We start from the raw sequence: 21,260 nt of genomic DNA, 5'->3' as shown, positions 1-21,260 counted from the left end.
CGCCCCCTTCAGCGAACGAGCTGAGGAGTTTGTGCGGATTTCCCGGCAACCTGCCGCACGGCGACATGCTGTATCCGCACCGCAGTCAGCCGAATGCGGCTCAGTCGACCACCCGCACCTAATCGAATACGGCGTCGAGGTAGCGCAGCGCGTCGACCTTGTCGATGCCCAGCGCTCGGGCGGCCTCGGCGAACGAGTTCGCGGCCGCGGCCATCGCGGCATCCGCCGGATCGGCCCGGGCCACGAAGGTGCCGTACCGGCCGCGGGTCTCGAGCACACCAGCTCCCTCCAGCTCGCGGTAGGCCCTGGCCACGGTGTTGACGGCCAGACCGATCTGGCCCGCCAGTTCCCGGACCGTCGGCAACCGGGTGCCCGGTGGGAGCCGCCCGTCCCTGATGCCGTCGATGATCTGGATTCTCAATTGGTCGAACAACGGCCTGTCACTATCCGGATCGACCCGGACCCAATCCCCCAACTCGGTCACGTGCTCAGTATCACCCAAACCCACTACGTTGGTGAACGTGCGATTGACACTGCTCAGCGGCGCGGGAATATCGGCAGAAAGCGGCGTGCCGACGTTTCGCGACGTCGAGACGGGCCTGTGGGCCAAGGTCGACCCGTACGAAATCTCCAGCTCCGATGGTTGGCGGCGACACCCGGAGCGGGTGTGGGCGTGGTATCTGTGGCGGCACTACATGATGGCCGCGGTCGAACCGAACAACGGTCACCGCGCCGTGGCGGCCTGGCAGGACTACGCCGACGTACACGTCGTTACCCAGAACGTCGACAATCTGCATGAACGCGCCGGCAGCACCATGGTCCACCACCTGCACGGCAGCCTCTTCGAATTCCGTTGCGACGCGTGCGGTTCGCAGTTCGAAGGGGTGCTGCCGAACATGCCGGAGCCGGTCGAGGCGATCGAGCCGCCGCAGTGCTTCTGCAGCGGGCTCATCCGGCCGAACGTGGTCTGGTTCGGCGAACCGCTGCCCGAGACGGCCTGGCAGCGGTCGGTGGCCGCGGTGGGCAACTCCGACCTCGTCATCGTGGTGGGCACCAGCTCGATCGTCTACCCGGCCGCAGGACTTCCGGAGGCGGCGCTGGCCAACGGCATCCCGGTGATCGAGGTCAATCCGCAGCGCACACCGCTGTCGGACAGCGCGACGGTGTCGCTGCGGGAGACTGCGGCGACCGCACTCCCCGGACTGCTGCAGCGGTTGCCGACACTGCTGGATTAGAAGGCGCCGTTGGTGAAATCCTTCAGCCGGTTGACGCTGTCCTGGGGCGTGAGGTCGGTTCCGATCAAGCCTGCGACGATCTGCCCGAGACATACCGCCCGCAGGACCCGGTCGGTGAACTCCTCGGCGTCGCCCCACGGCAGGTACGGCTTGGCGACCAGCATGGCGGCGACACCGTGGGCCGCGGTCCACAGCTCCAGTGCCATCTCGGTGGCGTCGCCTGCCGGGTAGACCCCCTCGACGATGAGCGTTTCCACCGAGGTCCGTAGGTGCGTGAACGCCGAGCTGTTAAGCACCAGGTCGACGTCGCTGCCCGGTCTGCGCTCACTCATGGTGGCGATGCGGTAGAGCTCGGGAGTCTCGCGGGCGAACCGCACATAGGCCAGCCCCTGCGCACGCAGCACCTCGATCGACGACGGCTGATCGGCCACCATCTGCATCTGCTCGTCAAGCTTCTCGAAATAACGCGCGCACACCGCGTCCAGCAGTGCGTCCTTGTCGGCGAAGTGTAGATAGATCGACGGCGACGTGACGCCCACCCGCTCTGCCACCAAACGGATCGACACGGCCTTGGCTTGCCCGGTTTCCAGCAGCAGTTCGGTGGCCGCGTCGATGATCTCGTCGCGCAACTGCTCACCGGAACCGCGCGGGGCGCGTCTGCGCCGGAGAGGTTGAATCACGTCACTCCGCATCCGTCACGGCGGCACATTTCTGATCGCCAGGTTCTGCTGCAGCCGGACCGGATTCACTGATGCCGATGCGACGATGCAGCCGGGCCAGCGGCGCGGGCGCCCACCAGCACCACTTGCCCAGCATGTGCATGAACGCAGGTACCAACAGAACCCGGATCAGAGTGGCGTCGACGAGAATGGCCAACGTCAGCCCGAGCCCGAACATGCGCATGAACGCGACCTTCGCGGCGATCAACGCGGCGAACGATATCGACATCACCAGTGCCGCCGCGGTGATCACGCGGCCCGTGCGGGCCAGCCCGAGTGCCACGGCCTCGTCGTTCCGGGCACGAGAAGGGGCTCCACCGGATTCGAGCCAGTACTCGCGGATCCGCGACACCAGGAACACCTCATAGTCCATCGACAACCCGAAAGCGATGCAGAACAGCAGCACCGGCAGGTTGGCGACGAGCGTTCCGGTGGGGGTGGTGCCCAGCGCGCCCAAATTGCCGTCCTGGAAGATCCACACCAGCGCACCGAACGCTGCCGACAGCGACAACACGTTGAGCAGCAAGGCTTTCAGCGGTAGCACCACGCTGCCGGTAAGCAGGAACAGCAATACGAAGGTGATGGCCGCGATCACCCCGAGGACCAGCGGTAGCCGCGAGGTGATCGCTGCCGAGCTGTCCCGATTGATCTGCGCGGTGCCGGTCAGCTGCACCGCAGCCGGGGCCGGTACGGCATGCAGGGCATCCAACTGCGCCTCGGAGGCAGCGCTGAACAGCGGTGCGCTGCTGCCGACCGTGATAAAGGCGCTACCGCCGTTCAGCCCGGTCGCTGCCGACGGCGGGCCTACCAGCCGGCCGGCAACGAAGGTGCCGCCCGGGGCCGATACCGAGGTCACTTCGGGCACCGTCGACAGCGCTCCGGCATACCTGTCGAGGTTGACGGGAGTCAGACCGCTCGCGTCGGGGATGACGACGGTCACCGCACTCGCCGCATCGCCCGCGAAGGCCGTCCGCATCTCGTCGCCCACCTGACGCGCGGACGCAGACGGCGGCAACACGCGGTCGTCGGGGAAGCCCCATTTGATACCCAGGAACGGCGCACCGAGCAGCAACAGCACCGCGACCAGCATGATGCTGATCGGGACCGAGCGTCGCATGACACGTTTCGTCATGCGGTACCACAGTGTCTGGTCCACCGGCTCGCGCACCGGCTCGGGCCTGCCGAGGAGGCGGCGGGCGAACCGTCGGACGTCGAGAGAATCCAGGCGGTCACCGAGCACCACGATCGCCGCCGGGGCGATGACGACAGCGGCCAGCGCCGCCAGGGCCACCACCGCGATGCCTGCGTAGGCGAACGACTTGAGGAAGTACATCGGGAACAGCACCATCGCGATCATGGACAGTGCCACTGTCATCGCCGAGAACAGCACTGTGCGTCCGGCGGTCACCATGGTCCGCACCAGCGCCTGTTCGGGTGCAACGCCGTCGGCGAGCTCGTCACGGTAGCGGCTGATGATCAACAGCGTGTAGTCGATGGCCAGGGCCAGACCCATCGCGACGGTGAGGTTCAGCGCGAAGATCGAGACGTCGGTGATCATGGTGAACCCGCGCAGCACCGCCAGCGACCCCAGGATCGCGAACCCACCGACCGCAAGCGGCAGCGCGGCGGCCAGCAGCCCACCGAACACCCAGACCAGCACCAGGAAGCTCAGCGGGATGGCGATGGATTCCATCATCAACAGGTCCTTCTCGCTCTGCCCGTTGATCTGGACGTAGGTCATCGCCTCGCCGCCGGCTCGCACAGTGACGCCGTTGCGGTCGTACACCAGCCGATCGGTCAGCTCCTTGGCGTACTTCTGCGCGCCACTCTCACCGCCGCCGATGCCTGCGACGATGAGCCCGGTCCGGCCATCCTTGCTGATCAGCGCGGCCGCTGCCGGCGGAGGTGAAGTCCAGGCCGAGCTGACCTGCGTCACTTCCGGTGAGGCCTGCAACTGTTTGACGATGTCGGTGGCCGCGGCCGTCGCGACCGGGCTGCGCACTCCTTGATCAGCGGTCACGCTGATCACCAGCTGCATGTCGCCGCGGTTGAACTTGTCCGACAGCAGCTTGGCTGCCTGAGCCGATTCCGATCCCGGGTCCTGGAAGCCGCCGGCGGACAGACTCTTGGCAACGGGAATCCCGAAGATCCCTGCGCCGACCATCACCAGCACGGCAACCACGAGGATCCGCCGCGGCGCGGCGATGGCCAAGTGGGCAATCCGGTTCAGCACTTCGATTCCCTCCCCACAGGACTGTTATCGGCGTTAACTTAACAACGCTAACTTAGGCGCGTCAACGCACACCTCACTGATTCACGTGAGGCACGACGGCGAGACGTTTCACACTTGATCCGCGTGCAAATCAATTGCCAGCCGACGACAGGTCTAGTTACTCATGACGAACACCACGACAGATCTCCGCAGGGAGACCACCACGACGGATGTCGGCCTACTGATCCTGCGCATCGCCATCGGTGCCACGATGCTGCAGGCCGGGCTGGTCAAGGCCGTCAATTTCGACACCACGGCCGGGTTTATGGAGAGCGGGGGCTGGCGACTGCCGACGCTCGCGGCGCTCATGGTCACCGTCGCCGAGACCCTGGGCGGCATCGGCCTGCTCCTCGGAGTGCTGACACCCCTTGCGGCCTTTGCGGTGATCTCCGCGATGATCGACGCCTGGGCGGTGAACGTATCGGCGGGCGTCATCTGGTCCGAGCCCTTCAATGTCCCGTTCCTGGTGGTCTTCGCCACAATCGGGCTGCTGTTCACCGGCGCCGGGACGCTGTCGGTCGATCACTGGGTCTTCGGACGAGCCAACGGTCCGCGTTCGGTGGCCGTCACCATGACGGTCGCGGGGTTCGTCGTCGCGGTGGTGACCTGGGTCGCGCTGAACGGCACCAACCCGATTCACTTCACAGACTGAAAAGCCGGTTCAGAGTCGCCTAACCGGCCGGAACCTACCCAGAAGTAAGAATTGCCATCATTTTCCGAATCGTGACTCAAAGATTCCTTAATGGTGACCCCTACTGTTCAGTACATGTGGATCGACGACACCAGTGCCGATGTCATCAAAGTCGACTTCGACGCTCTCTACCACGGCGATGTCCTGGTCGAGGGTGATACCTCGGAGCAGTTTGACGACTTCCAACCGCTGCGCACAGCGGTATAAGGAAGCGCGCGCCTCGCGGCGCGCGCTTCCCATGTTGAGTTTGCGCCATGCAGGCGTTCCTCAGCCTTCCATGCCGTGATGGCCAGTCCCCGCTTACGCGGGGACTGTTTCTTTCTCAAGCTCATGTTCAGCGGGCCCGCACTGTCGGGCCAACCTTTGTACCGCCCGACGCGCACACATCCGTGCCGCGACTCAGTCCGTCTGCCGGTGCAGCTCGGTGAGATGCGCGTAAACCAGGGCATTGATCTGGCTGTGGCCCACCTCGTCATCGCTGAGTTCGCGGCGCACCTTGGCTGGAACTCCGGCCACGAGCGACCGCGGCGGCACCACCATTCCCTGCGGCACCACGGCCCCGGCGGCCACCAGAGATCCGGCACCGACCACGGCACCGTTGAGCACCACGGCGCCCATTCCGATCAGGCTGCCGTCCTCGACGGTGCAGCCATGCAGCACCACGTTGTGGCCGACTGTCACCCCGGCGGCGATGCGGCACGGGAACCCGGGGTCCACATGGACGGTCACGCCGTCCTGGATGTTGCTGCCGGCACCGACCTCGATGGGCTCGAACTCGGCGCGCAGCGTCGCGCCATACCAGACGCTGGCGCCGGCCGCGAGCGAAACCTGGCCGATCACGTTGGCATTGGGTGCGATCCAGGCATCGGGATCCACTTTCGGGGTATGACCGGCGACGGAGACGATGAGCGGCTCGGGCATGTCGGCCATCGTAATCAGCCGTTCGCCGGCCACTCACGCAGCTTCAGACTCCCTGGAAGACCTTGCGGTAGCTCGACGGTGACATGCCAGCCCAACGGGTCCTCGCGTCCCACCAGCTGCGCGATCTGAACGGTTGCTACGCCCCGGCTTTCCACCTCGCCGCCGGGCAGTGCTTCGTCGTCGAACGGGCGGCGATAGACACTTCCGCTTTGCCGTAACCGTACCGTTACCCTTACCATCCGATGCGGCGCCGCGGGGAACGCCGAGGCCGTCGTATTTTCGTATGCCCCGCTTTGGGCATACACGTCACCGGCTGCCGACGAACCACAGGCCAGGCATGAGCGGGAGGAAAACCCACCTATGAAGACTCGCACCAAAACACTCGGCGCAGCCGCAGCGGTCGCTGCGATCGCAGCGTCGCTGCCGCTGTCGATCACTGCTTCCGCCGACCCGGCAACGCCGACAACCACGGAAACGGTCACCATCGACATCCCGGACCCGCAGGGCCCCGGCTGCGACGCCTTCAAGAAGGAAGTGCCCGACTGGAAGTCGCTGTCGAAGCAGCCCGTAAGCAAAGTTCTGGCAAGCATCCCGCAGCTCAGCACGTTCAACTCCGCCATCTCCGGCGGCATGAACCCGGCTGTCGATATCGCCCCGGTCCTCGACAACGGCCCATACGTGGTGTTCGCCCCGACCAACGACGCATTCGAAGCGCTGGAGCCGGGCAAGCTGGACGAGCTCAAGGGCGATGTCGCCGCACTCACCAGCCTGGACTACTACCACGCGTTCCTCGGCCTGCTCGGCCCGGACGACGTCAAGGGTCAGCGACCCACCCAGCAGGGCGCTGAGATCAACGTGACCGGCAAGGGCGGCGACATCAAGGTCAACGACACCGCCAAGGTGATCTGCGGCGGCATCGAAGCTCAGAACGCCCGCATCTACATCATCGACGCCGTGCTGGACCCGAACTCCCCGCCGGCGCCGCTCACCCCTTCGGGTGTCACCACGACCACCACGACGACCCCCACGACCGTGTCGAGCGAGGAGCCCACGCCGACCGAGACTTCGGCGACCGAGACTCCGGCCGCCGACGCACCAATCGGCTGACGCTTCGGAATTCGCGGTTGGTGCGTTTCCAGCCGTCCGTGTCATCGGCGATGACGCCGTAGGTCACCCGCTTGCTGGCCCTGGATAGCCCGGCGCGTTGCTGCTCCACTCGCGGCGAGCCACCACCGCTCACATGGTTTACTGAGTTGCACATCCGGCCGCGGCGGCTGGCTCATCCGCTATTTAGCAGGAGACCTTGTGGCTGGAAGCGCACCGCTGGCACCGATGATCGGGCCGGACTCGATCACACCGCATGCCCCGGTCCGCTCCCCGAAGACCGCTGAGCTCGTTGCAGGCACGTTGCGGCGCATGGTCGTCGGCGGCCAGCTCAAAGACGGCGACTTCCTGCCCAACGAAGCCGAGCTCATGGAACATTTCGGGGTCAGCCGGCCCACCCTGCGCGAGGCAGTGCGTGTGCTCGAATCCGAGCGTCTGGTCGAGGTGCGGCGCGGCTCCCGGACCGGTGCCCGGGTTCGGGTTCCCGGCCCCGAGATCGTCGCCCGCCCGGCTGGCCTGCTGCTGGAACTGTCCGGCGCAGACATCGCCGACCTCCTCGTGGGGCGCGCAGCGATCGAGCCGATGGCCGCACGACTACTGGCCGAAGAAGGCGACGAGGCCGCCTTCGCCGAACTGGAGCGGATGCTCGACGAGCACATCCCGAAGGACCCCCAGTCCGACCGGCTGGCAGAGACCACCGGTGATTTTCATCGCCGAGTGGTCGAGCTGTCGGGTAACGCCACGCTGGGCATCATCGCCGGCATGCTGCACGAGATCACCGTGCGGCACCACGCATTCCTGTTCCAGGAGCGCCGGCCGGTGTCGAAGGCCGACTACGACAAGCTGATGCGCTCTTACCGCGAGCTGATACAGCTCGTCCGGTCGGGCGATGGCGACGCCGCCGAGGCGCACTGGCGCCAGCATATGGACACCGCCCGCATCCTCATGCTGAAGGACATCGAGACCGTCAAGGTTCGCGACGTCGTGCGCTGAGGGCTTGCTGAGCCCCCACCGCGAACACCGAGATTCACGTCAGGGACAAAGTCGGCGGTGTTTTTATCCCTCACGTGAATCTCGATAGAAAGCACTGCATCGCGGGCCACGCGGCCCAACCGTCGGTGGTCTTTCATCGCACCAACGCTGAACGAGCGACTGGCCGCCGGACAGCCGGCCTCACCGGCTAGCCGGGTTCGAGCGCCCGGTCCAGGCGCGCCACATAGGCATCGATGTCCTGGACCGCCGACTCGGCGGCATGGACGCTGATCGCCACGGTGCTACCGATACCGTGCACACCGTGGGTGAGGCCCATCATCGGCGACAGCGCCGGGTACCCAGCTGTCACCAGCACCGGCGCGGCACCGAAGCGCAGATCCGCCTCCCCGCGGTTGACGCTGGAGACCACGGTATTGCCCGTCACCGTGTCTGAGCGCAGCGTGGAATCGAATTGCTTGACACCCCAACGTAGTAACGATGCCGGCGTGGCGGCGAATGCCCGATCGGCCGCCACCATCGCGGGATGCTGAGCACGACGGCGCCGTTGGGCTAGATCGTGCACGATGTGCCCGATGCGGGCATCGTGGTCCAACGCGGGATACAACCCGACACCGACGTTGCCGAACTGGTTGTTCGCTTGCCGGACACCGGGTTTGGCCATCGGCACCTCAGCGCCCAGATCCGCGGGATCGTCGCCGAGTTCACGCAGGTGCTCACTGAGCGCGCGGGATACCGCAGCCAGCACCGCGACGGTCACCGTCGGGCCGGCCAGCTGTCCACGGTCACGGACGATCGTGCGCACATAACGCGCCCCCTCGGGTCTTGCGTTACTGCGCAGCGCCGGGCGGGACTGCGCCTGCCGGGGGACGTGGCCACCGTCCTCGTCCCGCACCAGCCTGCGGTGCCACCGCGTGGCTTGCGCGGCCCGCCACGGCAGTCTGGCAGTCACGAACCGGGGCACCACGACGGCCGCCACCGTGCCCGCCCTGCCGAACATCCACCCGGCCAGATCCGTCGATCGACTGCCGTCAGCCACCGCGTGCGCCATCTGCAGCACGATCACCGTGCCCACTTCGGCAGCTCCGGGGATGCCGCAGACGCGCGTGAATACGTGGAGCCGCCAGGTAGCCTGCGTCGCGTCGAGCTGATGGTCAGCCAGCCCACCCACCGCTGAGAGACAATCGTTCCAGTTGGGCGCGCCGAGATCGTGGACGACGAACTGGTCGTCGCCGACACCACGCGGTACCCACACCGGATACCGCCACTGGTGGTCGTCGCGTATCCGCAGGCCCAGTTCGGGGCACCGCTCGGCGCGGTGCCGCACGTCGCTCAGCGCTGACTCCAGTTCGATTGGTGCACCGGAGAATCCATACAGAATGAACTGATCGTTGGGAATCGTCGCCGACATCCAGTAGGTCTGGGCGTCGATCGCTGTCAGCCGACGCATTATTCAGGCGCCCGGGCCCATCGTCGCCATCGACACCGCGGCGCTGTCGTCTGCCATGAATGCTCCTCCGCGGGACCGGCACCGTGTGTCAGTCACACACTCACCGTCCAACGTAACGTGCCGCAGCGTCGTGTCCGGTGTACGGCTGCCGACCTCCTGGAGCTAGGCGTCGTCGGCCGCTGCCTCCAACTCGGCGAGCACGATTTTGCGCATGCCCATCATTGCTTTGGTCGCAGCCTGCGCACGGGCCGGATCAGGGTCACCGATCAGTTCGAACAAGCGATACGGAACAACCTGCCAGCTCAGCCCGTAGCGGTCCTTGAGCCAGCCACACTGTGATTCCTCCCCACCATCGGTCAGGCGGCTCCAGTAGTAGTCCACCTCGTTCTGGTCCTGACAGCCGATCATGAACGACACCGCCTCGGTGAACGGGAACTGCGGCCCGCCGTTGATGCCGATGAACCGGTGGCCGTCCAGCACGAAGACCACGGACACGTCGTTGAGCTCCTCGATCGACGAATTGGGGAACACCGAGAGGTAGAACTCTGCGGCCTCGGCGAGGTGGTCGTCGAACCACAACGCGGGCGTGATCGATGGCATAGGTGGCCTCCTTGGTGTGCTCGGCAGTGTGGTCTTCAAAACAGACCGCCCCGCCGGCCGAAACTCACCGCCCCTGGGTGACTCGACTGCACCGGAGCTGCCGAGAGGACTGCCCGTGAGCAGCGGGAAACACAGCGAATCGCATGTCGTTACCTTTCGCGGGCCGTCTGCGCTTGTTGCACGGCGGTGGGCAGAACCGGCATTCCTGGAATACCACCGGCCTGATCCTGACCGATCAGGGTTTACATGTAATCGCCCTGGTTTTGGTCAGGGATGGCTGTTGTCGGCTCAGTTTGCCGGCGGGGTGTCCGCGTCGGCCAACCGCTGATGCAGTCGAGCCCGAATATCGTCGGGGGTATATGCGTTGCGCTTGCGTTGATCGCGAGCGACCAGGACACCACCGGCCATCACTCCGGCGACACCGGCCAGACCAATCCATTTCCAAAGACTTTTCATGACCAGATTCTGCATAAGCTGCCCGGGTGAACGCGCATACGGTGCCCGTCAGCCGGGCATTGCAGGAGACCCGAACCGGCGATATCTGGCTGTTCCGGGGGGCCTCCGGGCCGGACCGAGCCATCCAGACTCTGACCAACGCGCCCGTGAACCACGTCGGGATGACGGTCGCAATCGATGATCTGCCGCCGCTGATCTGGCACGCCGAGCTGGGCCACAAACTCGTGGACCTCTGGACCGGCACTCACCACCGCGGCGTGCAGCTCAACGATGCTCGCGAGGTCATCGAACAATGGATGGACCACTACGGGCAGCGCTGCTGGCTGCGTCAACTCATCCCCTTCGCCACCCGGGAACAGGAGGATCGGCTGCTGAAAGTGGTGGCCCGGATGAACGGCACCGCTTTTCCTACCACCGCGCGGCTCACGGGCCGATGGATGCGCGGACGACTGCCGATCGTCAGCGATTTCACCCGGGGAATGCCGTTCTTGCACAAGAAAATTCGCGAGTCCGCCCAGCGGAACAAAACAAAGAAGCGCGAGGCCGGTCTGGAGACGGCGTATTGCGCGGAGACCGTCGCCATCACCTATGAGGAGATGGGCCTGATCAACACCGAGAAGCAGGAGAACTATTTCGATCCCGGGTCGTTCTGGAGCGGTGACCGGTTGCCGCTGACGAGCGGCTACCGGCTGGGCGACGAGATCTCCGTCATTCGCGACTGAGTGCCGCCGCCGAGGATGGGATGTGGTGCGGGAGACATTGCTGCGGGTGTGACATCACCCGTTGTCGACTGACAGCAGGCCAGACGTAGGAGCCTGTTTTTCAACAGTCGCCCGTAAAATCGGCATCGACGGCAGCCGATCGGCCCGATTTCGTTACGAGATCAGTTCTCCCGAGGTGCCCGAGCTTGTAATCATTTGGGGGGCCGACGAGGTGAACGCCGTTTTGGACCGCACGTTGCTCGCAGAAGCACTGACGTATCTGCCCGAACCACACCGTGCCGTGCTCAGCCGATCGTTCTATCTCGGCTGGACCACCCAGCAGATCGCCGACGATCTGGGTATCGCCGAAGGCACCGTGAAATTGAGACTGCACTACGCCCTGCGACGGCTGCGGCTCATCCTGCTGGAGATGGAAATGAGCACGAACGTCTGAACCAAGGTAAGCCGGCGCGCCGGATGCCAAGCGTCGCCGGCGAAGTCGTCTGCAGGACACGGTATGTCAACGGAGCGTTCGCCGAGACTAAGGTGCACCCGCGAGATAGACCTGCGGGCAGAGGCAACAATAGTGAGATGGGTACGACCGACCGACTCGGATTGGAACACCGACTGGCCACATACGGCACTCTCTCTCCGGGACGCTCGAACGCACACGTGCTTTACGAGCTCTCCGGCACGTGGACGCGAGGGTCGATCAGAGGTCACCTCCACGAGCGTGGCTGGGGCATTTACCCGGGGGTCGTGTTGGATGACTCAGGTCCCGAGGTTGCAGTACACGTCTTCGCCTCCCGGGACCTACCAGCACACTGGCAGCGACTCGATGAATTTGAGGGATCAGGTTATCGGCGTGTCCCGGTCTCCGTCAGCGGCGATACCGGCGACGTCGCCGCCTACGTGTACACACTGGTGAATGATCCGGCGCGGGGACCTGCCAAGCCTCCACTTTCCCGGGCCTAGACGTTGAAGCGGAACTCCACCACGTCACCTTCGACCTACCCTGTTAGCAAGCGAGCCGTCGTTGTCACCGTACGACGCCGACGATAAGGATGATCGTGGCCGCCAGCATGGCAGGCGCGAGCGACACCAGAAGAAAATTGACGATGCCCTCCTTGGCTCGGGTTGCGGCATGGCTGCCCGCCGCGCCCGGCGCATACTTCTGACCTGCGCCCCAGATCGCCGCCAGTTGCGTTGCCAGCCAGTTGGCATACGTGCCATACGCCAGCAGGGCCACGGCAACGACTTGCCACACGTGAGCCAGCGCGAGATGCGGCCACAGAAGCCCGATAACGACGAGGAACGGACCGTTCATCATGCCTTGCATGTGACTGGCCAGCCCCATCCGCGGGTTCTTCAACGCCGGGATCGCAACCCCGGTAACAAGACCGAGGAGAAAGAGCACCAAGCCCAGAGTGAACAGAAGTGTCTGCACGACCCAATCTTAGAAAGAGGCCGGCTGATCAGGCCTTACTTGTAGACGTTGATCCAAACCGGAACTCGCCTACACGTTGAATCGAAATTCCACGACATCGCCGTCGACCATGACGTAGTCCTTGCCCTCCATGCGTACCTTGCCGGCCGCTTTGGCAGCTGCCATGGAACCGGCCTGCATCAGGTCGTCGAAGGAGACCACCTCGGCCTTGATGAAGCCCTTCTCGAAGTCACTGTGGATGACGCCGGCAGCCTTGGGCGCGGTGTCGCCCTGGTGGATCGTCCAGGCGCGCGCTTCCTTGGGCCCGGCGGTCAGGTACGTCTGCAGGCGCAGCGTGTGGAATCCCGCCCGGGCCAGTGCATCGAGCCCACGCTCGCTCTGGCCGATCGACTCGAGCAGCTCGGCCGCGGACTCGTCGTCGAGCTCCAGCAGCTCCGCCTCGATCTTCGCGTCGAGGAACACCGCGTCGGCCGGAGCGACCAGTTCACGTAGCTCACTCCTGCGCGCCTGGTCGGTCAGCACACCTTCGTCGGCGTTGAACACGTAGAGGAACGGCTTGGTGGTGAGCAGGTTGAGCTCGCGCAGCAGTGACGCGTCAGGCCCCCCTGAACCCGCGGAAAACAAAGTCTTGCCGCTGTTGAGCACCTCTTGGGCTGCCACGGCGGCGTCGTAGATGGGCTTACGGTCCTTGTGGGTCCGAGCCTCCTTCTCCAGCCGCGGGATCGCCTTCTCCAACGTCTGCATGTCGGCGAGGATCAGCTCGGTTTCGATGACCTCGATATCGGAGCGCGGGTCGACCCGGCCGTCGACGTGCACTACGTCGTCATCGGTGAAAACCCGGACGACCTGGCAAATCGCATCGCATTCGCGGATATTGGCCAGGAACTTGTTGCCGAGTCCCGCGCCCTCGGACGCGCCTTTGACGATCCCGGCGATATCGACGAACGTCACCGGCGCGGGCACCAGCTTCTCGGAGCCGAACATCTTCGCGAGTTCCTCGAGCCGCGGATCCGGCAGCGGCACCACGCCCTCGTTGGGTTCGATGGTCGCGAAAGGGTAGTTGGCCGCCAACACGTTGTTGCGTGTCAGGGCATTGAACAGAGTCGACTTACCCACGTTCGGCAAACCGACGATTCCTAGGTTCAGGCTCACAGGAACCACAGTCTGCCAGAGTGTCGGAGGCACGCCAGCGCGTGCTGGCAGCACGCGGTGCGATGAAGCCGGTACGGTCTACCTGTGTCAGGACAGCGCGCACAGTCGGCAGTGCCGGCTGACCATCGCTCTGTGTACCCCAAATGGCCAGGTCTGCCGTGGTGGGGTGCTGTGCTGCTGGCCGTGACGGCTACCGCGATCGGCTTCGCTTTCGACGCCGGATCGGGTGATCGAGAACTCAGTACCGTCTTCGCCGTCTGCTACGCGCTGGGCTGTCTGGCCGCGGTCCTCGCCGTGCGGCAGTCCGGAGTGTTCACCGCGGTCATCCAACCTCCGCTGATCCTGTTCGTGGCGGTGCCCGGGTCATATTTCCTGTTCCACGGCGGCCAGTTGGGCGGCGTGAAAGACGTGGCCATCAACTGCGGATATCCGTTGATCGAACGTTTTCCGCTGATGTTGTTCACCGCGGCCGCGGTGTTGTTGATCGGCTTGGCACGCTGGTACTTCGCCCTCATGACCCGGGACAGCGCCAACAAGACCGAGAAGAACGAGACGTCCAAGACCCGAAAACCGATCGCCACGCTGGCCAGGACCGGAATTGTGGCAGCTGTCACAGCGAAGCTGTCGGGACTACTGGTCCGCAAACCCGTGACACGGCGATCGCCGGCGCCGGATTCCGATGACGAGCCGACGCCCCGTCGGCGTCGCGCAGATCGTTCGCAGCAGGTTCACCGTCAGACCCGAGCCGGACGCCCGGACCGCGCCGAGCGACCTCACCGCACCGAGCCGCCGAGGCGGCGACGGCCCGAGGCAACCGAGGACGCCGCCGCCGAACGCAGAGCGACCAAGCGAGCCACTCCCCCACGCTCACGTCCCAGCCGTCCGCTGCTGGATGAGTTCGGTGAGCCGATCGCCGAGCGGCCGCGCCGGGCCAGGGCACCACGAGCCTCGGAGCCGCCGCTGGTCCCACCGGCCGACGCCCGCCGGCGCGTGCGCGCCCAGCCGCGAGAACCCCGCAAACAGCCCCCGCCTGAACGGCGCACCGCGACGGCGCACGACCGCCAGCCACGTCGCCGTCGTTTCGACGACTATCAACCTTTTGAGGACCCGTACGAAGCGCCACCCACTCGCAACGGCAACGCATCCCACCACCCGGTATCGCGGGTGCGGTACCGCGGCGCCGAGGACGAGGACGGTCACAAGGAGTACCGGAGCCGACGGCGGCCATCGCCCGACCGCGACAACACCTGGGAATACGACGGCTGAACGCGCTCAGCGGCGCGGTGCGCGGATCTCCCGTGGTAGCGCGAACACCAGCGTCTCGTTGGCTGTGGTGACCGGCTGCACGGTGTCGTAGCCGTAGTCGGCAAGCCACTCCAGGACACCGCGGACCAGGACCTCGGGCACCGACGCCCCGGAGGTCACACCTACGGTGGTGACGCCCTCCAGCCAGGTCGGGTCGATGTCCTCGGCGTAGTCCACCAGGTGGGCCGCCCGGGAGCCGGCGCCCAGCGCCACCTCGACCAGCCGCACCGAGTTCGACGAATTACGCGAGCCGACAACGATGACCAGCTCGCATTCGGGTGCCATCGCCTTGACCGCAACCTGGCGGTTCTGGGTGGCGTAGCAGATGTCGTCGCTCGGCGGATCCTGCAGCTTGGGGAATTTCTCCCGCAGCCGCTGCACGGTTTCCATGGTCTCGTCAACGCTCAGCGTGGTTTGCGACAGCCAGATCACCTTGTCCTCGTCGCGGACGCGGACGTTGTCCACCGAGTCGGGACCGTCGACGAGCTGGACGTGCTGGGGCGCTTCACCGGCGGTGCCGATCACTTCCTCGTGGCCTTCGTGGCCGATCAGCAGAATGTCGTAGTCGTCACGGGCGAACCGTTTGGCCTCGTTGTGCACCTTGGTCACCAGCGGGCAGGTGGCGTCGATGACCTTGAGGTCGCGAGCGGCGGCCGTCTCGTGCACCGTCGGCGCCACCCCGTGCGCGGAGAACACCACGATGGAGCCTTCGGGCACTTCATCGGTCTCATCGACGAAGATGGCACCCGCCTTGGCCAGTGTCTGCACCACGTGCACGTTGTGCACGATCTCGTGGCGCACGTATACAGGCGCGCCGTGCTTCTCGAGTGCCCGCTCGACGGTCTCCACAGCGCGATCGACGCCGGCGCAGTAACCGCGCGGTTCAGCGAGTAGGACACGCTTGCCGGCAGCACCGGAACTCACCGAGCTGGAAGCACCCGGGATACCCATATTCACTGTTGGCGGCATGTCACCAGGGTACGGGGAGCCGCTGCGCGTGAGCCAGCCGTAGTCTGTTGCCCATGGGAACTGCACCGTATGGGGTCCGGCTACTCGTAGGCGCGGCGGTAACTGCGATCGAGGAAACCCGCAGGCTCCCTCACACCATTCTCATGTACCCGATGACCGTGGCCAGCCAGGCCGCCAACCTTGTCATGCACTTGCAGCAGAACCTCGCCGAACTGGTCATCAAGGGTGACGAAGTGCTCGATCAGCTGTTTCCGCCCAAGGACGAACAGCCCGAGTGGGCCACTTTCGACGAGGACCTGGACACCGGGCCCGACCAAGTCCCCACGCAGCAGACCGACGGCGAACGCCGCACCGAAGGCCGGTTTGCCCTGTACAGCATGGGCGAGCCGCCGGCAGGCGTCAATTCCGGCAATGGCCGTGCCGCTGCACCGGAACCGGCGGCGATGGGCACCGCTCCCGCGATCGTCGACGAGGTGGACTACGACTCCCTGACGCTGGCGCAGTTGCGGGCTCGGCTCAGTTCGCTGCGCGTCGCGGATCTGGAGGCACTGCTGGCCTATGAGGAAGCCGGCCAGGCCCGGGCCCCGTTCGTCACGCTGCTCACCAACAGGATCACCCGCGCGACCGCGAAGTGACTGAACCCGGCCAGTCACCGGAGAACCCCTGGCCGGTGCGCGCCGTCGCCACCCGCGTCGCCAAGTGGATCGACCGGCTCGGCGCGGTGTGGGTCGAAGGGCAGCTGACCGAGCTGAAGGTTCGCCCGGATTCCAAAACGGTGTTCATGGTGCTGCGTGATCCGGCCGCCGATATGTCGCTGACTCTCACCTGCCCCCGTGATCTGGTGCGCAATGCCCCGGTCAAGCTGGCCGAGGGTACGCAGGTGATCATCTGCGGCAAACCCAGCTTCTACACCGGCCGTGGCTCATTCTCGTTGCGCGTCAGCGAGATTCGCGCCGTCGGAATCGGCGAGCTGTTGGCCCGTATCGACCGGCTGCGCCGCCTGCTGGAGGCCGAAGGGTTGTTCGACCCACGGCTCAAGCGACCAATCCCCTTTCTGCCCAACACCATCGGACTGATCACCGGACGCGCGTCGGCCGCCGAGCACGATGTCACCACAGTCGCCACCGGGCGCTGGCCCGCCGTGCAGTTCGCCATCCGCAACACCATCGTGCAGGGCCCCAACGCGGTACCGCAGATCGTCGAGGCCCTCGCGGCCCTCGACGCGGACCCCGACGTGGATGTCATCGTGCTGGCCCGCGGCGGCGGCAGCGTCGAAGATCTGCTGCCGTTCTCCGACGAGACGCTGTGCCGGGCCATCTCCGGTTGTCGCACACCGGTGGTCAGCGCGATCGGCCACGAGCCGGACAACCCGCTGTGCGATCTGGTCGCCGATCTGCGTGCTGCCACACCCACCGACGCCGCCAAGCGCATCGTGCCCGACGCGGCCGCAGAACAAGCCCTGGTCGCCGACCAGCGCAGGCGCAGTGCTCGCGCGCTACGCAACTGGGTACATCGCGAACAACACCTCCTGGAACAGCTGCGCAGCCGCCCGGTGCTGGCCCAGCCGCTGGCCGATTTGTCGACTCGTGGCGAGGAGATCCAGCGGGCCCGTGCCACGATGCAGCGCGACGTCACTCGATTGATCAGCGCCGAGAGCGACACGATCCGGCACCTGTCAGCCCGGTTGAGCACACTGGGCCCGGCAGCAACGCTGGCCCGCGGCTACGCGGTGGTGCAGGCTGTGCCCGCTTCGGGCACGCCGGTGGTGTTGCGTTCGGTTGGCGACGCGCCGGACGGAACCCGGTTGCGAGTCCGGGTGGCCGATGGTGTGGTCACGGCCGTGAGCGACGGCATCGAAGGAAGTATTGAGGAAGATCCATATGAAGACCATTAGTGAGATGGGGTACGAAGAGGCCCGCGACGAACTCATCGCCGTGGTGCAGCAACTCGAGCAGGGGGGCCTCGATCTCGATGCTTCGCTGACACTGTGGGAACGAGGCGAAGCACTGGCAAAACGATGCGAAGAACACTTAGCCGGAGCCCGCCAGCGAGTCGAGCGGGCATTGGCCGACCGAGACGGCGACAACGACTGATCCGGCGAGCGGCCTCACCGAAATCTAGTCGATATTAGAACACGTTTCATTTATACTTTCCGCCATGGGTGCCGCATCTCTCAAGACCGAACTCGGACGCGTCCTCGTAACCGGCGGCTCCGGCTTCGTCGGTGCCAACCTGGTGACCGAATTGCTCGATCGCGGATATACCGTGCGGTCTTTCGATCGCGCACCGTCGCCGCTCACCGAGCACCCCGCCCTGGAGGTTCTGCAGGGTGACATCCGCGATCCGCACACAGTCGCCGCAGCTGTCGGAAACATCGACACGGTGTTTCACACCGCGGCCGTCATCGATCTGCTGGGTGGCGCGTCAGTCACCGACGAGTACCGGCAACGGAGCTTCGCCGTGAACGTGGAGGGCACCAAGAACCTTGTGCACGCAGCGCAGGCAGCGGATGTCGACCGATTCATCTACACCGCGTCCAACAGCGTGGTGATGGGTGGTCAGAACATCGTCAACGGTGACGAGAGCATGCCGTACACCTGGCGGTTCAACGACCTGTACACAGAGACCAAGGTCGTGGCCGAAGAGTTCGTGCTCAGCCAGAACGGGAAACATGGCATGCTCACCTGTTCGATCCGCCCCAGCGGCATCTGGGGTCGCGGCGATCAGACCATGTTCCGCAAGGTGTTCGAGAGCGTGTTGGCCGGTCATGTGAAAGTGCTCGTCGGCAACAAGAACGTCAAGCTGGACAACTCCTACGTCCACAACCTGATCCACGGCTTCATCCTGGCCGCCGAACATCTGGCGCCCGGTGGCACCGCCCCCGGCCAGGCGTATTTCATCAACGACGGCGATCCGGTCAATATGTTCGAGTTCGCCCGCCCGGTGATCGCGGCATGCGGGCGCACACTCCCCAACGTCCGGGTTTCGGGCCGGCTCGTACACAAAGCCATGACACTGTGGCAGCGGCTGCATTTCACGTTCGGCATTCCCGAGCCGTTGATCGAACCCCTTGCCGTGGAACGGCTTTACCTGAACAACTCCTTCTCGATCGCCAAAGCCAAGCGTGATCTGGGATACGAGCCGTTGTTCACCACGCAGCAAGCGATGGTCCACTGCCTGCCGTACTACGTTGACTTGTTCCGGCAGATGGAGGCCGAGCTGAGCAGGCAGCCGACACTCGCCTGATCTCAGCGGTACAGATGCACCGGATGGTGGGTGCTTTGCTCGATCCGCGACGACGCCAGCTGCAGCAGCTCGGTACCCAGTGCGATGAGAGCACGGGCGGCCGCGATCTCCTCGCCGACCATCGGTGCGCTCGGGTCTTTGGGATTGCGGTAGGCATCACCGGTAGTCGCGATGGTGCCATCGCGCAGTTGTGCGTGTACCGAGGCGTGGGTGTGGATGTCGTCTTCGGAGAACTCGATTTCGACGAACCACTTGCTAGACAGATCCTTTTCGTACATGTCGATCAACCTCCGTACTACAGGGTGCGCCATCGCGGTGCGCAACGCCAGAGTGGACATTCTCGTAAATTTCGCTGTCACAGTGCCCAACCCGCACCGCTGCCGTCCCGCAGCGCATAAAGTCCGACGGGCACAGGTTGATCCGCTACTTGATCCGCTGCGAGGGGGCGCCATGCCAAACGGAAAGCCGAACATCCTGGTGATCTGGGGTGACGACATCGGGATCAGCAACCTCAGCTGCTACAGCGACGGCCTGATGGGCTATCGCACACCCAACATCGACCGCATCGCCGACGAGGGCATGCGGTTCACCGACTCCTACGGCGAACAGAGCTGCACCGCGGGCCGTGCGGCGTTCATCAGCGGCCAGAGCGTGTACCGCACCGGCATGAGCAAGGTTGGCGTGCCCGGCGTCGACATCGGGTGGGCGGCCGAGGATCCGACGATCGCGGAGTTGCTCAAGCCACTCGGTTACGCCACCGGCCAATTCGGCAAGAACCATTTCGGCGACCTGAACAAGTACCTGCCGACGGTGCACGGCTTCGACGAGTTCTTCGGCAACCTCTATCACCTCAACGCCGAGGAGGAGCCGGAGAACTTCGACTACCCGCACGAGGACCGCTACCCGCGCCTCTACCAGTTGGCCAAGCCGCGCGGCGTGTTGAAGTGCAAGGCCACCACAGAGGTGTCCACCGAACCGGACGACCCGAAGTTCGGTCCGGTCGGCAAGCAGACCATCGAGGACACCGGGCCGCTGTCCACCAAGCGGATGGAGACCATCGACGAGGACATCGCCGATGCCACCGTCGACTACATCAAGCGCCAGCATTCCGAGGGAAATCCGTTCTTCGTGTGGTGCAACTTCACGCATATGCACCTCTACACCCACACCAAGCCGGAAAGCCGGGGTCAGGCCGGGCTGTGGCAGTCGGCCTACCACGACACGATGATCGATCACGACCGCAACGTCGGCACGGTGCTCGACGTGCTGGACGAACTCGGCATCGCCGAGGACACCATCGTCATCTACTCCACCGACAACGGCCCGCACCGCAACTCGTGGCCGGACGCCGGAACCACGCCGTTCCGCAGCGAGAAGGACACCAACTGGGAGGGCGCCTTCCGGATTCCGGAACTGGTCCGCTGGCCCGGAAAGATCAAGGCGGGCACGGTGTCCAACGAGATCATCCAGCACCACGACTGGCTGCCCACACTGCTGGCCGCCGCGGGTGATCCCGATATCGCGGAGAAGCTCAAGACGGGCCACAAGGCCGGGGCCGACGGCGAGACCGAATACCAGGTCCACATCGACGGGTACAACCTGCTGCCGTACCTGACCGGTGAGGTGGAGACCAGCCCCCGGCGCGGGTTCTTCTACTTCTCCGACGACGCGGAACTGCTGGCGCTGCGATTCGAGAACTGGAAGATCGTGTTCGCCGAGCAGCGCTGCCCGGGCACCCTGCAGATCTGGGCCAACCCGTTCACCCCGCTGCGGGTGCCCAAGATCTTCAACCTGCGCACCGACCCGTACGAGTACGCCGACATCACGTCCAACACCTACTACGAGTGGTTGCTCCGGCACGACTTCTTCATCTTCTACGCCACCGCCATGGCCGCGAAGTTCCTCGACACATTCAAGGAGTTCCCGCCGCGGCACCCACCGGCCAGCTTCAGCGTCGACCAGATCGTCGAGAAGCTGCACGAGTACCTGGCGAAGGACTGAC

The 21,260-nt window shown here is 65.1% G+C and carries 25 protein-coding genes and 1 pseudogene; 15 read left to right on the top strand and 11 right to left on the bottom strand.

The features are described from left to right. Nucleotides 1-118: 118 nt before the first annotated feature. Nucleotides 119-484, bottom strand: a complete 366-nt coding sequence (locus B133_RS0101315; protein ID WP_026255835.1) for a GntR family transcriptional regulator — start codon at nt 482-484, stop codon at nt 119-121. Between the two features lie 37 nt (nt 485-521). Between B133_RS0101315 and B133_RS0101310 the strand changes: the two genes are divergently transcribed. Next, nucleotides 522-1,235, top strand: a complete 714-nt coding sequence (locus tag B133_RS0101310; protein WP_026255834.1) for an NAD-dependent deacylase — start codon at nt 522-524, stop codon at nt 1,233-1,235. On the opposite strand, the gene B133_RS0101305 is transcribed toward B133_RS0101310, so the two are convergent. Both B133_RS0101305 and B133_RS0101300 read right to left on the bottom strand, forming a co-directional pair. Beyond that, nucleotides 1,232-1,927 (bottom strand): TetR/AcrR family transcriptional regulator, encoded by a 696-nt coding sequence (locus tag B133_RS0101305; protein ID WP_018598899.1) that lies wholly within the window; start codon nt 1,925-1,927, stop codon nt 1,232-1,234. The two genes, B133_RS0101310 and B133_RS0101305, sit on opposite strands and share 4 nt — an antisense overlap. Continuing rightward, nucleotides 1,917-4,187 (bottom strand): MMPL family transporter, encoded by a 2,271-nt coding sequence (locus tag B133_RS0101300; RefSeq protein WP_018598898.1) that lies wholly within the window; start codon nt 4,185-4,187, stop codon nt 1,917-1,919. The genes B133_RS0101305 and B133_RS0101300 overlap by 11 nt, the downstream gene beginning before the upstream one ends. A gap of 163 nt (nt 4,188-4,350) precedes the next feature. Here B133_RS0101300 and B133_RS0101295 point away from each other — a divergent pair, with 163 nt between their 5' ends. Continuing rightward, the gene (locus B133_RS0101295; RefSeq protein ID WP_018598897.1) at nt 4,351-4,878 is read left to right on the top strand and encodes a DoxX family protein; all 528 of its coding nucleotides are present in this window, start codon (nt 4,351-4,353) and stop codon (nt 4,876-4,878) included. A gap of 114 nt (nt 4,879-4,992) precedes the next feature. Next, the gene (locus B133_RS25115; protein ID WP_018598896.1) at nt 4,993-5,124 is read left to right on the top strand and encodes a hypothetical protein; all 132 of its coding nucleotides are present in this window, start codon (nt 4,993-4,995) and stop codon (nt 5,122-5,124) included. A gap of 192 nt (nt 5,125-5,316) precedes the next feature. Here the strand turns inward: B133_RS25115 and B133_RS0101285 are convergent, their stop codons facing one another. Next, nucleotides 5,317-5,838 (bottom strand): gamma carbonic anhydrase family protein, encoded by a 522-nt coding sequence (locus B133_RS0101285; RefSeq protein ID WP_026255833.1) that lies wholly within the window; start codon nt 5,836-5,838, stop codon nt 5,317-5,319. Between the two features lie 360 nt (nt 5,839-6,198). On the opposite strand from B133_RS0101285, the gene B133_RS0101275 reads away from it, so the two are divergent. Beyond that, nucleotides 6,199-6,945, top strand: coding sequence for a fasciclin domain-containing protein (locus tag B133_RS0101275; RefSeq protein WP_018598893.1), 747 nt, complete (start codon nt 6,199-6,201; stop codon nt 6,943-6,945). A gap of 198 nt (nt 6,946-7,143) precedes the next feature. After that, nucleotides 7,144-7,935, top strand: a complete 792-nt coding sequence (locus B133_RS0101270) for a FadR/GntR family transcriptional regulator (protein WP_026255832.1) — start codon at nt 7,144-7,146, stop codon at nt 7,933-7,935. A 187-nt stretch (nt 7,936-8,122) separates the two neighbouring features. Here the strand turns inward: B133_RS0101270 and B133_RS0101265 are convergent, their stop codons facing one another. Continuing rightward, a complete protein-coding gene (locus tag B133_RS0101265) occupies nt 8,123-9,382 on the bottom strand; it encodes a hypothetical protein (protein WP_018598891.1) in 1,260 nt (419 codons plus the stop codon). Between the two features lie 162 nt (nt 9,383-9,544). Next, nucleotides 9,545-9,982 carry a VOC family protein gene (locus tag B133_RS0101260; protein WP_018598890.1) on the bottom strand — a complete coding sequence of 146 codons (438 nt, stop codon included), beginning with the start codon at nt 9,980-9,982 and terminating at the stop codon, nt 9,545-9,547. 173 nt (nt 9,983-10,155) lie between these two features. Between B133_RS0101260 and B133_RS24755 the strand changes: the two are divergent. After that, nucleotides 10,156-10,242, top strand: a pseudogene (locus B133_RS24755) (alpha/beta hydrolase); the annotation flags it as partial. 28 nt (nt 10,243-10,270) lie between these two features. Here B133_RS24755 and B133_RS22235 read toward each other — a convergent pair. After that, nucleotides 10,271-10,438 carry a hypothetical protein gene (locus B133_RS22235; protein ID WP_085974222.1) on the bottom strand — a complete coding sequence of 56 codons (168 nt, stop codon included), beginning with the start codon at nt 10,436-10,438 and terminating at the stop codon, nt 10,271-10,273. Between the two features lie 26 nt (nt 10,439-10,464). Here B133_RS22235 and B133_RS0101250 point away from each other — a divergent pair, with 26 nt between their 5' ends. The 3 genes from B133_RS0101250 (at nt 10,465) to B133_RS25230 (ending at nt 12,114) form a co-directional block, all read left to right on the top strand. Further along, the gene (locus B133_RS0101250; RefSeq protein WP_018598888.1) at nt 10,465-11,160 is read left to right on the top strand and encodes a guanylate cyclase; all 696 of its coding nucleotides are present in this window, start codon (nt 10,465-10,467) and stop codon (nt 11,158-11,160) included. A 211-nt stretch (nt 11,161-11,371) separates the two neighbouring features. After that, entirely contained in the window at nt 11,372-11,593 is a 222-nt protein-coding gene (locus B133_RS0101245) for a sigma factor-like helix-turn-helix DNA-binding protein (RefSeq protein ID WP_232423236.1), read from the top strand. A 23-nt stretch (nt 11,594-11,616) separates the two neighbouring features. Beyond that, complete coding sequence (locus tag B133_RS25230; RefSeq protein WP_369751432.1) at nt 11,617-12,114, top strand: gamma-glutamylcyclotransferase; 498 nt, start codon at nt 11,617-11,619, stop codon at nt 12,112-12,114. A 64-nt stretch (nt 12,115-12,178) separates the two neighbouring features. On the opposite strand, the gene B133_RS0101240 is transcribed toward B133_RS25230, so the two are convergent. Together B133_RS0101240 and ychF are read right to left on the bottom strand one after the other, a co-directional pair. After that, a complete protein-coding gene (locus B133_RS0101240) occupies nt 12,179-12,586 on the bottom strand; it encodes a hypothetical protein (RefSeq protein ID WP_018598886.1) in 408 nt (135 codons plus the stop codon). Between the two features lie 69 nt (nt 12,587-12,655). Beyond that, entirely contained in the window at nt 12,656-13,738 is a 1,083-nt protein-coding gene (gene ychF / locus B133_RS0101235; protein WP_018598885.1) for a redox-regulated ATPase YchF, read from the bottom strand. 84 nt (nt 13,739-13,822) lie between these two features. Between ychF and B133_RS0101230 the strand changes: the two genes are divergently transcribed. Further along, nucleotides 13,823-15,004, top strand: coding sequence for a DUF6542 domain-containing protein (locus B133_RS0101230; RefSeq protein ID WP_026255831.1), 1,182 nt, complete (start codon nt 13,823-13,825; stop codon nt 15,002-15,004). Nucleotides 15,005-15,010: 6 nt separating this feature from the next. On the opposite strand, the gene B133_RS0101225 is transcribed toward B133_RS0101230, so the two are convergent. Continuing rightward, on the bottom strand, nt 15,011-16,012 hold the full coding sequence (locus B133_RS0101225; protein ID WP_026255830.1) for a 4-hydroxy-3-methylbut-2-enyl diphosphate reductase: 1,002 nt from the start codon (nt 16,010-16,012) through the stop codon (nt 15,011-15,013). Between the two features lie 53 nt (nt 16,013-16,065). Here B133_RS0101225 and B133_RS0101220 point away from each other — a divergent pair, with 53 nt between their 5' ends. From B133_RS0101220 to B133_RS0101205, 4 genes are read left to right on the top strand one after another with little or no spacing between them, the layout of a single operon-like run. Next, on the top strand, nt 16,066-16,647 hold the full coding sequence (locus B133_RS0101220; protein WP_026255829.1) for a lipid droplet-associated protein: 582 nt from the start codon (nt 16,066-16,068) through the stop codon (nt 16,645-16,647). After that, the gene (gene xseA / locus B133_RS0101215; protein WP_026255828.1) at nt 16,644-17,906 is read left to right on the top strand and encodes an exodeoxyribonuclease VII large subunit; all 1,263 of its coding nucleotides are present in this window, start codon (nt 16,644-16,646) and stop codon (nt 17,904-17,906) included. The genes B133_RS0101220 and xseA overlap by 4 nt, the downstream gene beginning before the upstream one ends. Beyond that, nucleotides 17,893-18,105, top strand: coding sequence for an exodeoxyribonuclease VII small subunit (locus B133_RS0101210; RefSeq protein WP_018598880.1), 213 nt, complete (start codon nt 17,893-17,895; stop codon nt 18,103-18,105). Before xseA ends, B133_RS0101210 begins: the two co-directional genes overlap by 14 nt. Nucleotides 18,106-18,157: 52 nt before the next feature. Then, nucleotides 18,158-19,258: an NAD-dependent epimerase/dehydratase family protein gene (locus B133_RS0101205; protein WP_198291023.1), complete on the top strand. Its 1,101-nt coding sequence runs from the start codon at nt 18,158-18,160 to the stop codon at nt 19,256-19,258. A gap of 2 nt (nt 19,259-19,260) precedes the next feature. Here B133_RS0101205 and B133_RS0101200 read toward each other — a convergent pair whose 3' ends face one another. Then, nucleotides 19,261-19,536: a dsRBD fold-containing protein gene (locus B133_RS0101200; RefSeq protein WP_018598878.1), complete on the bottom strand. Its 276-nt coding sequence runs from the start codon at nt 19,534-19,536 to the stop codon at nt 19,261-19,263. Nucleotides 19,537-19,708: 172 nt separating this feature from the next. On the opposite strand from B133_RS0101200, the gene B133_RS0101195 reads away from it, so the two are divergent. After that, complete coding sequence (locus B133_RS0101195; protein WP_018598877.1) at nt 19,709-21,259, top strand: arylsulfatase; 1,551 nt, start codon at nt 19,709-19,711, stop codon at nt 21,257-21,259. Nucleotide 21,260 lies beyond the last annotated feature (1 nt).

The organism is Mycobacterium sp. 155 (genome assembly GCF_000373905.1).
GTDB lineage: Bacteria > Actinomycetota > Actinomycetes > Mycobacteriales > Mycobacteriaceae > Mycobacterium.
The sequence above is the reverse complement of the archived record's forward strand: the minus strand, read 5'-3'. Positions and strand labels throughout refer to the sequence as shown.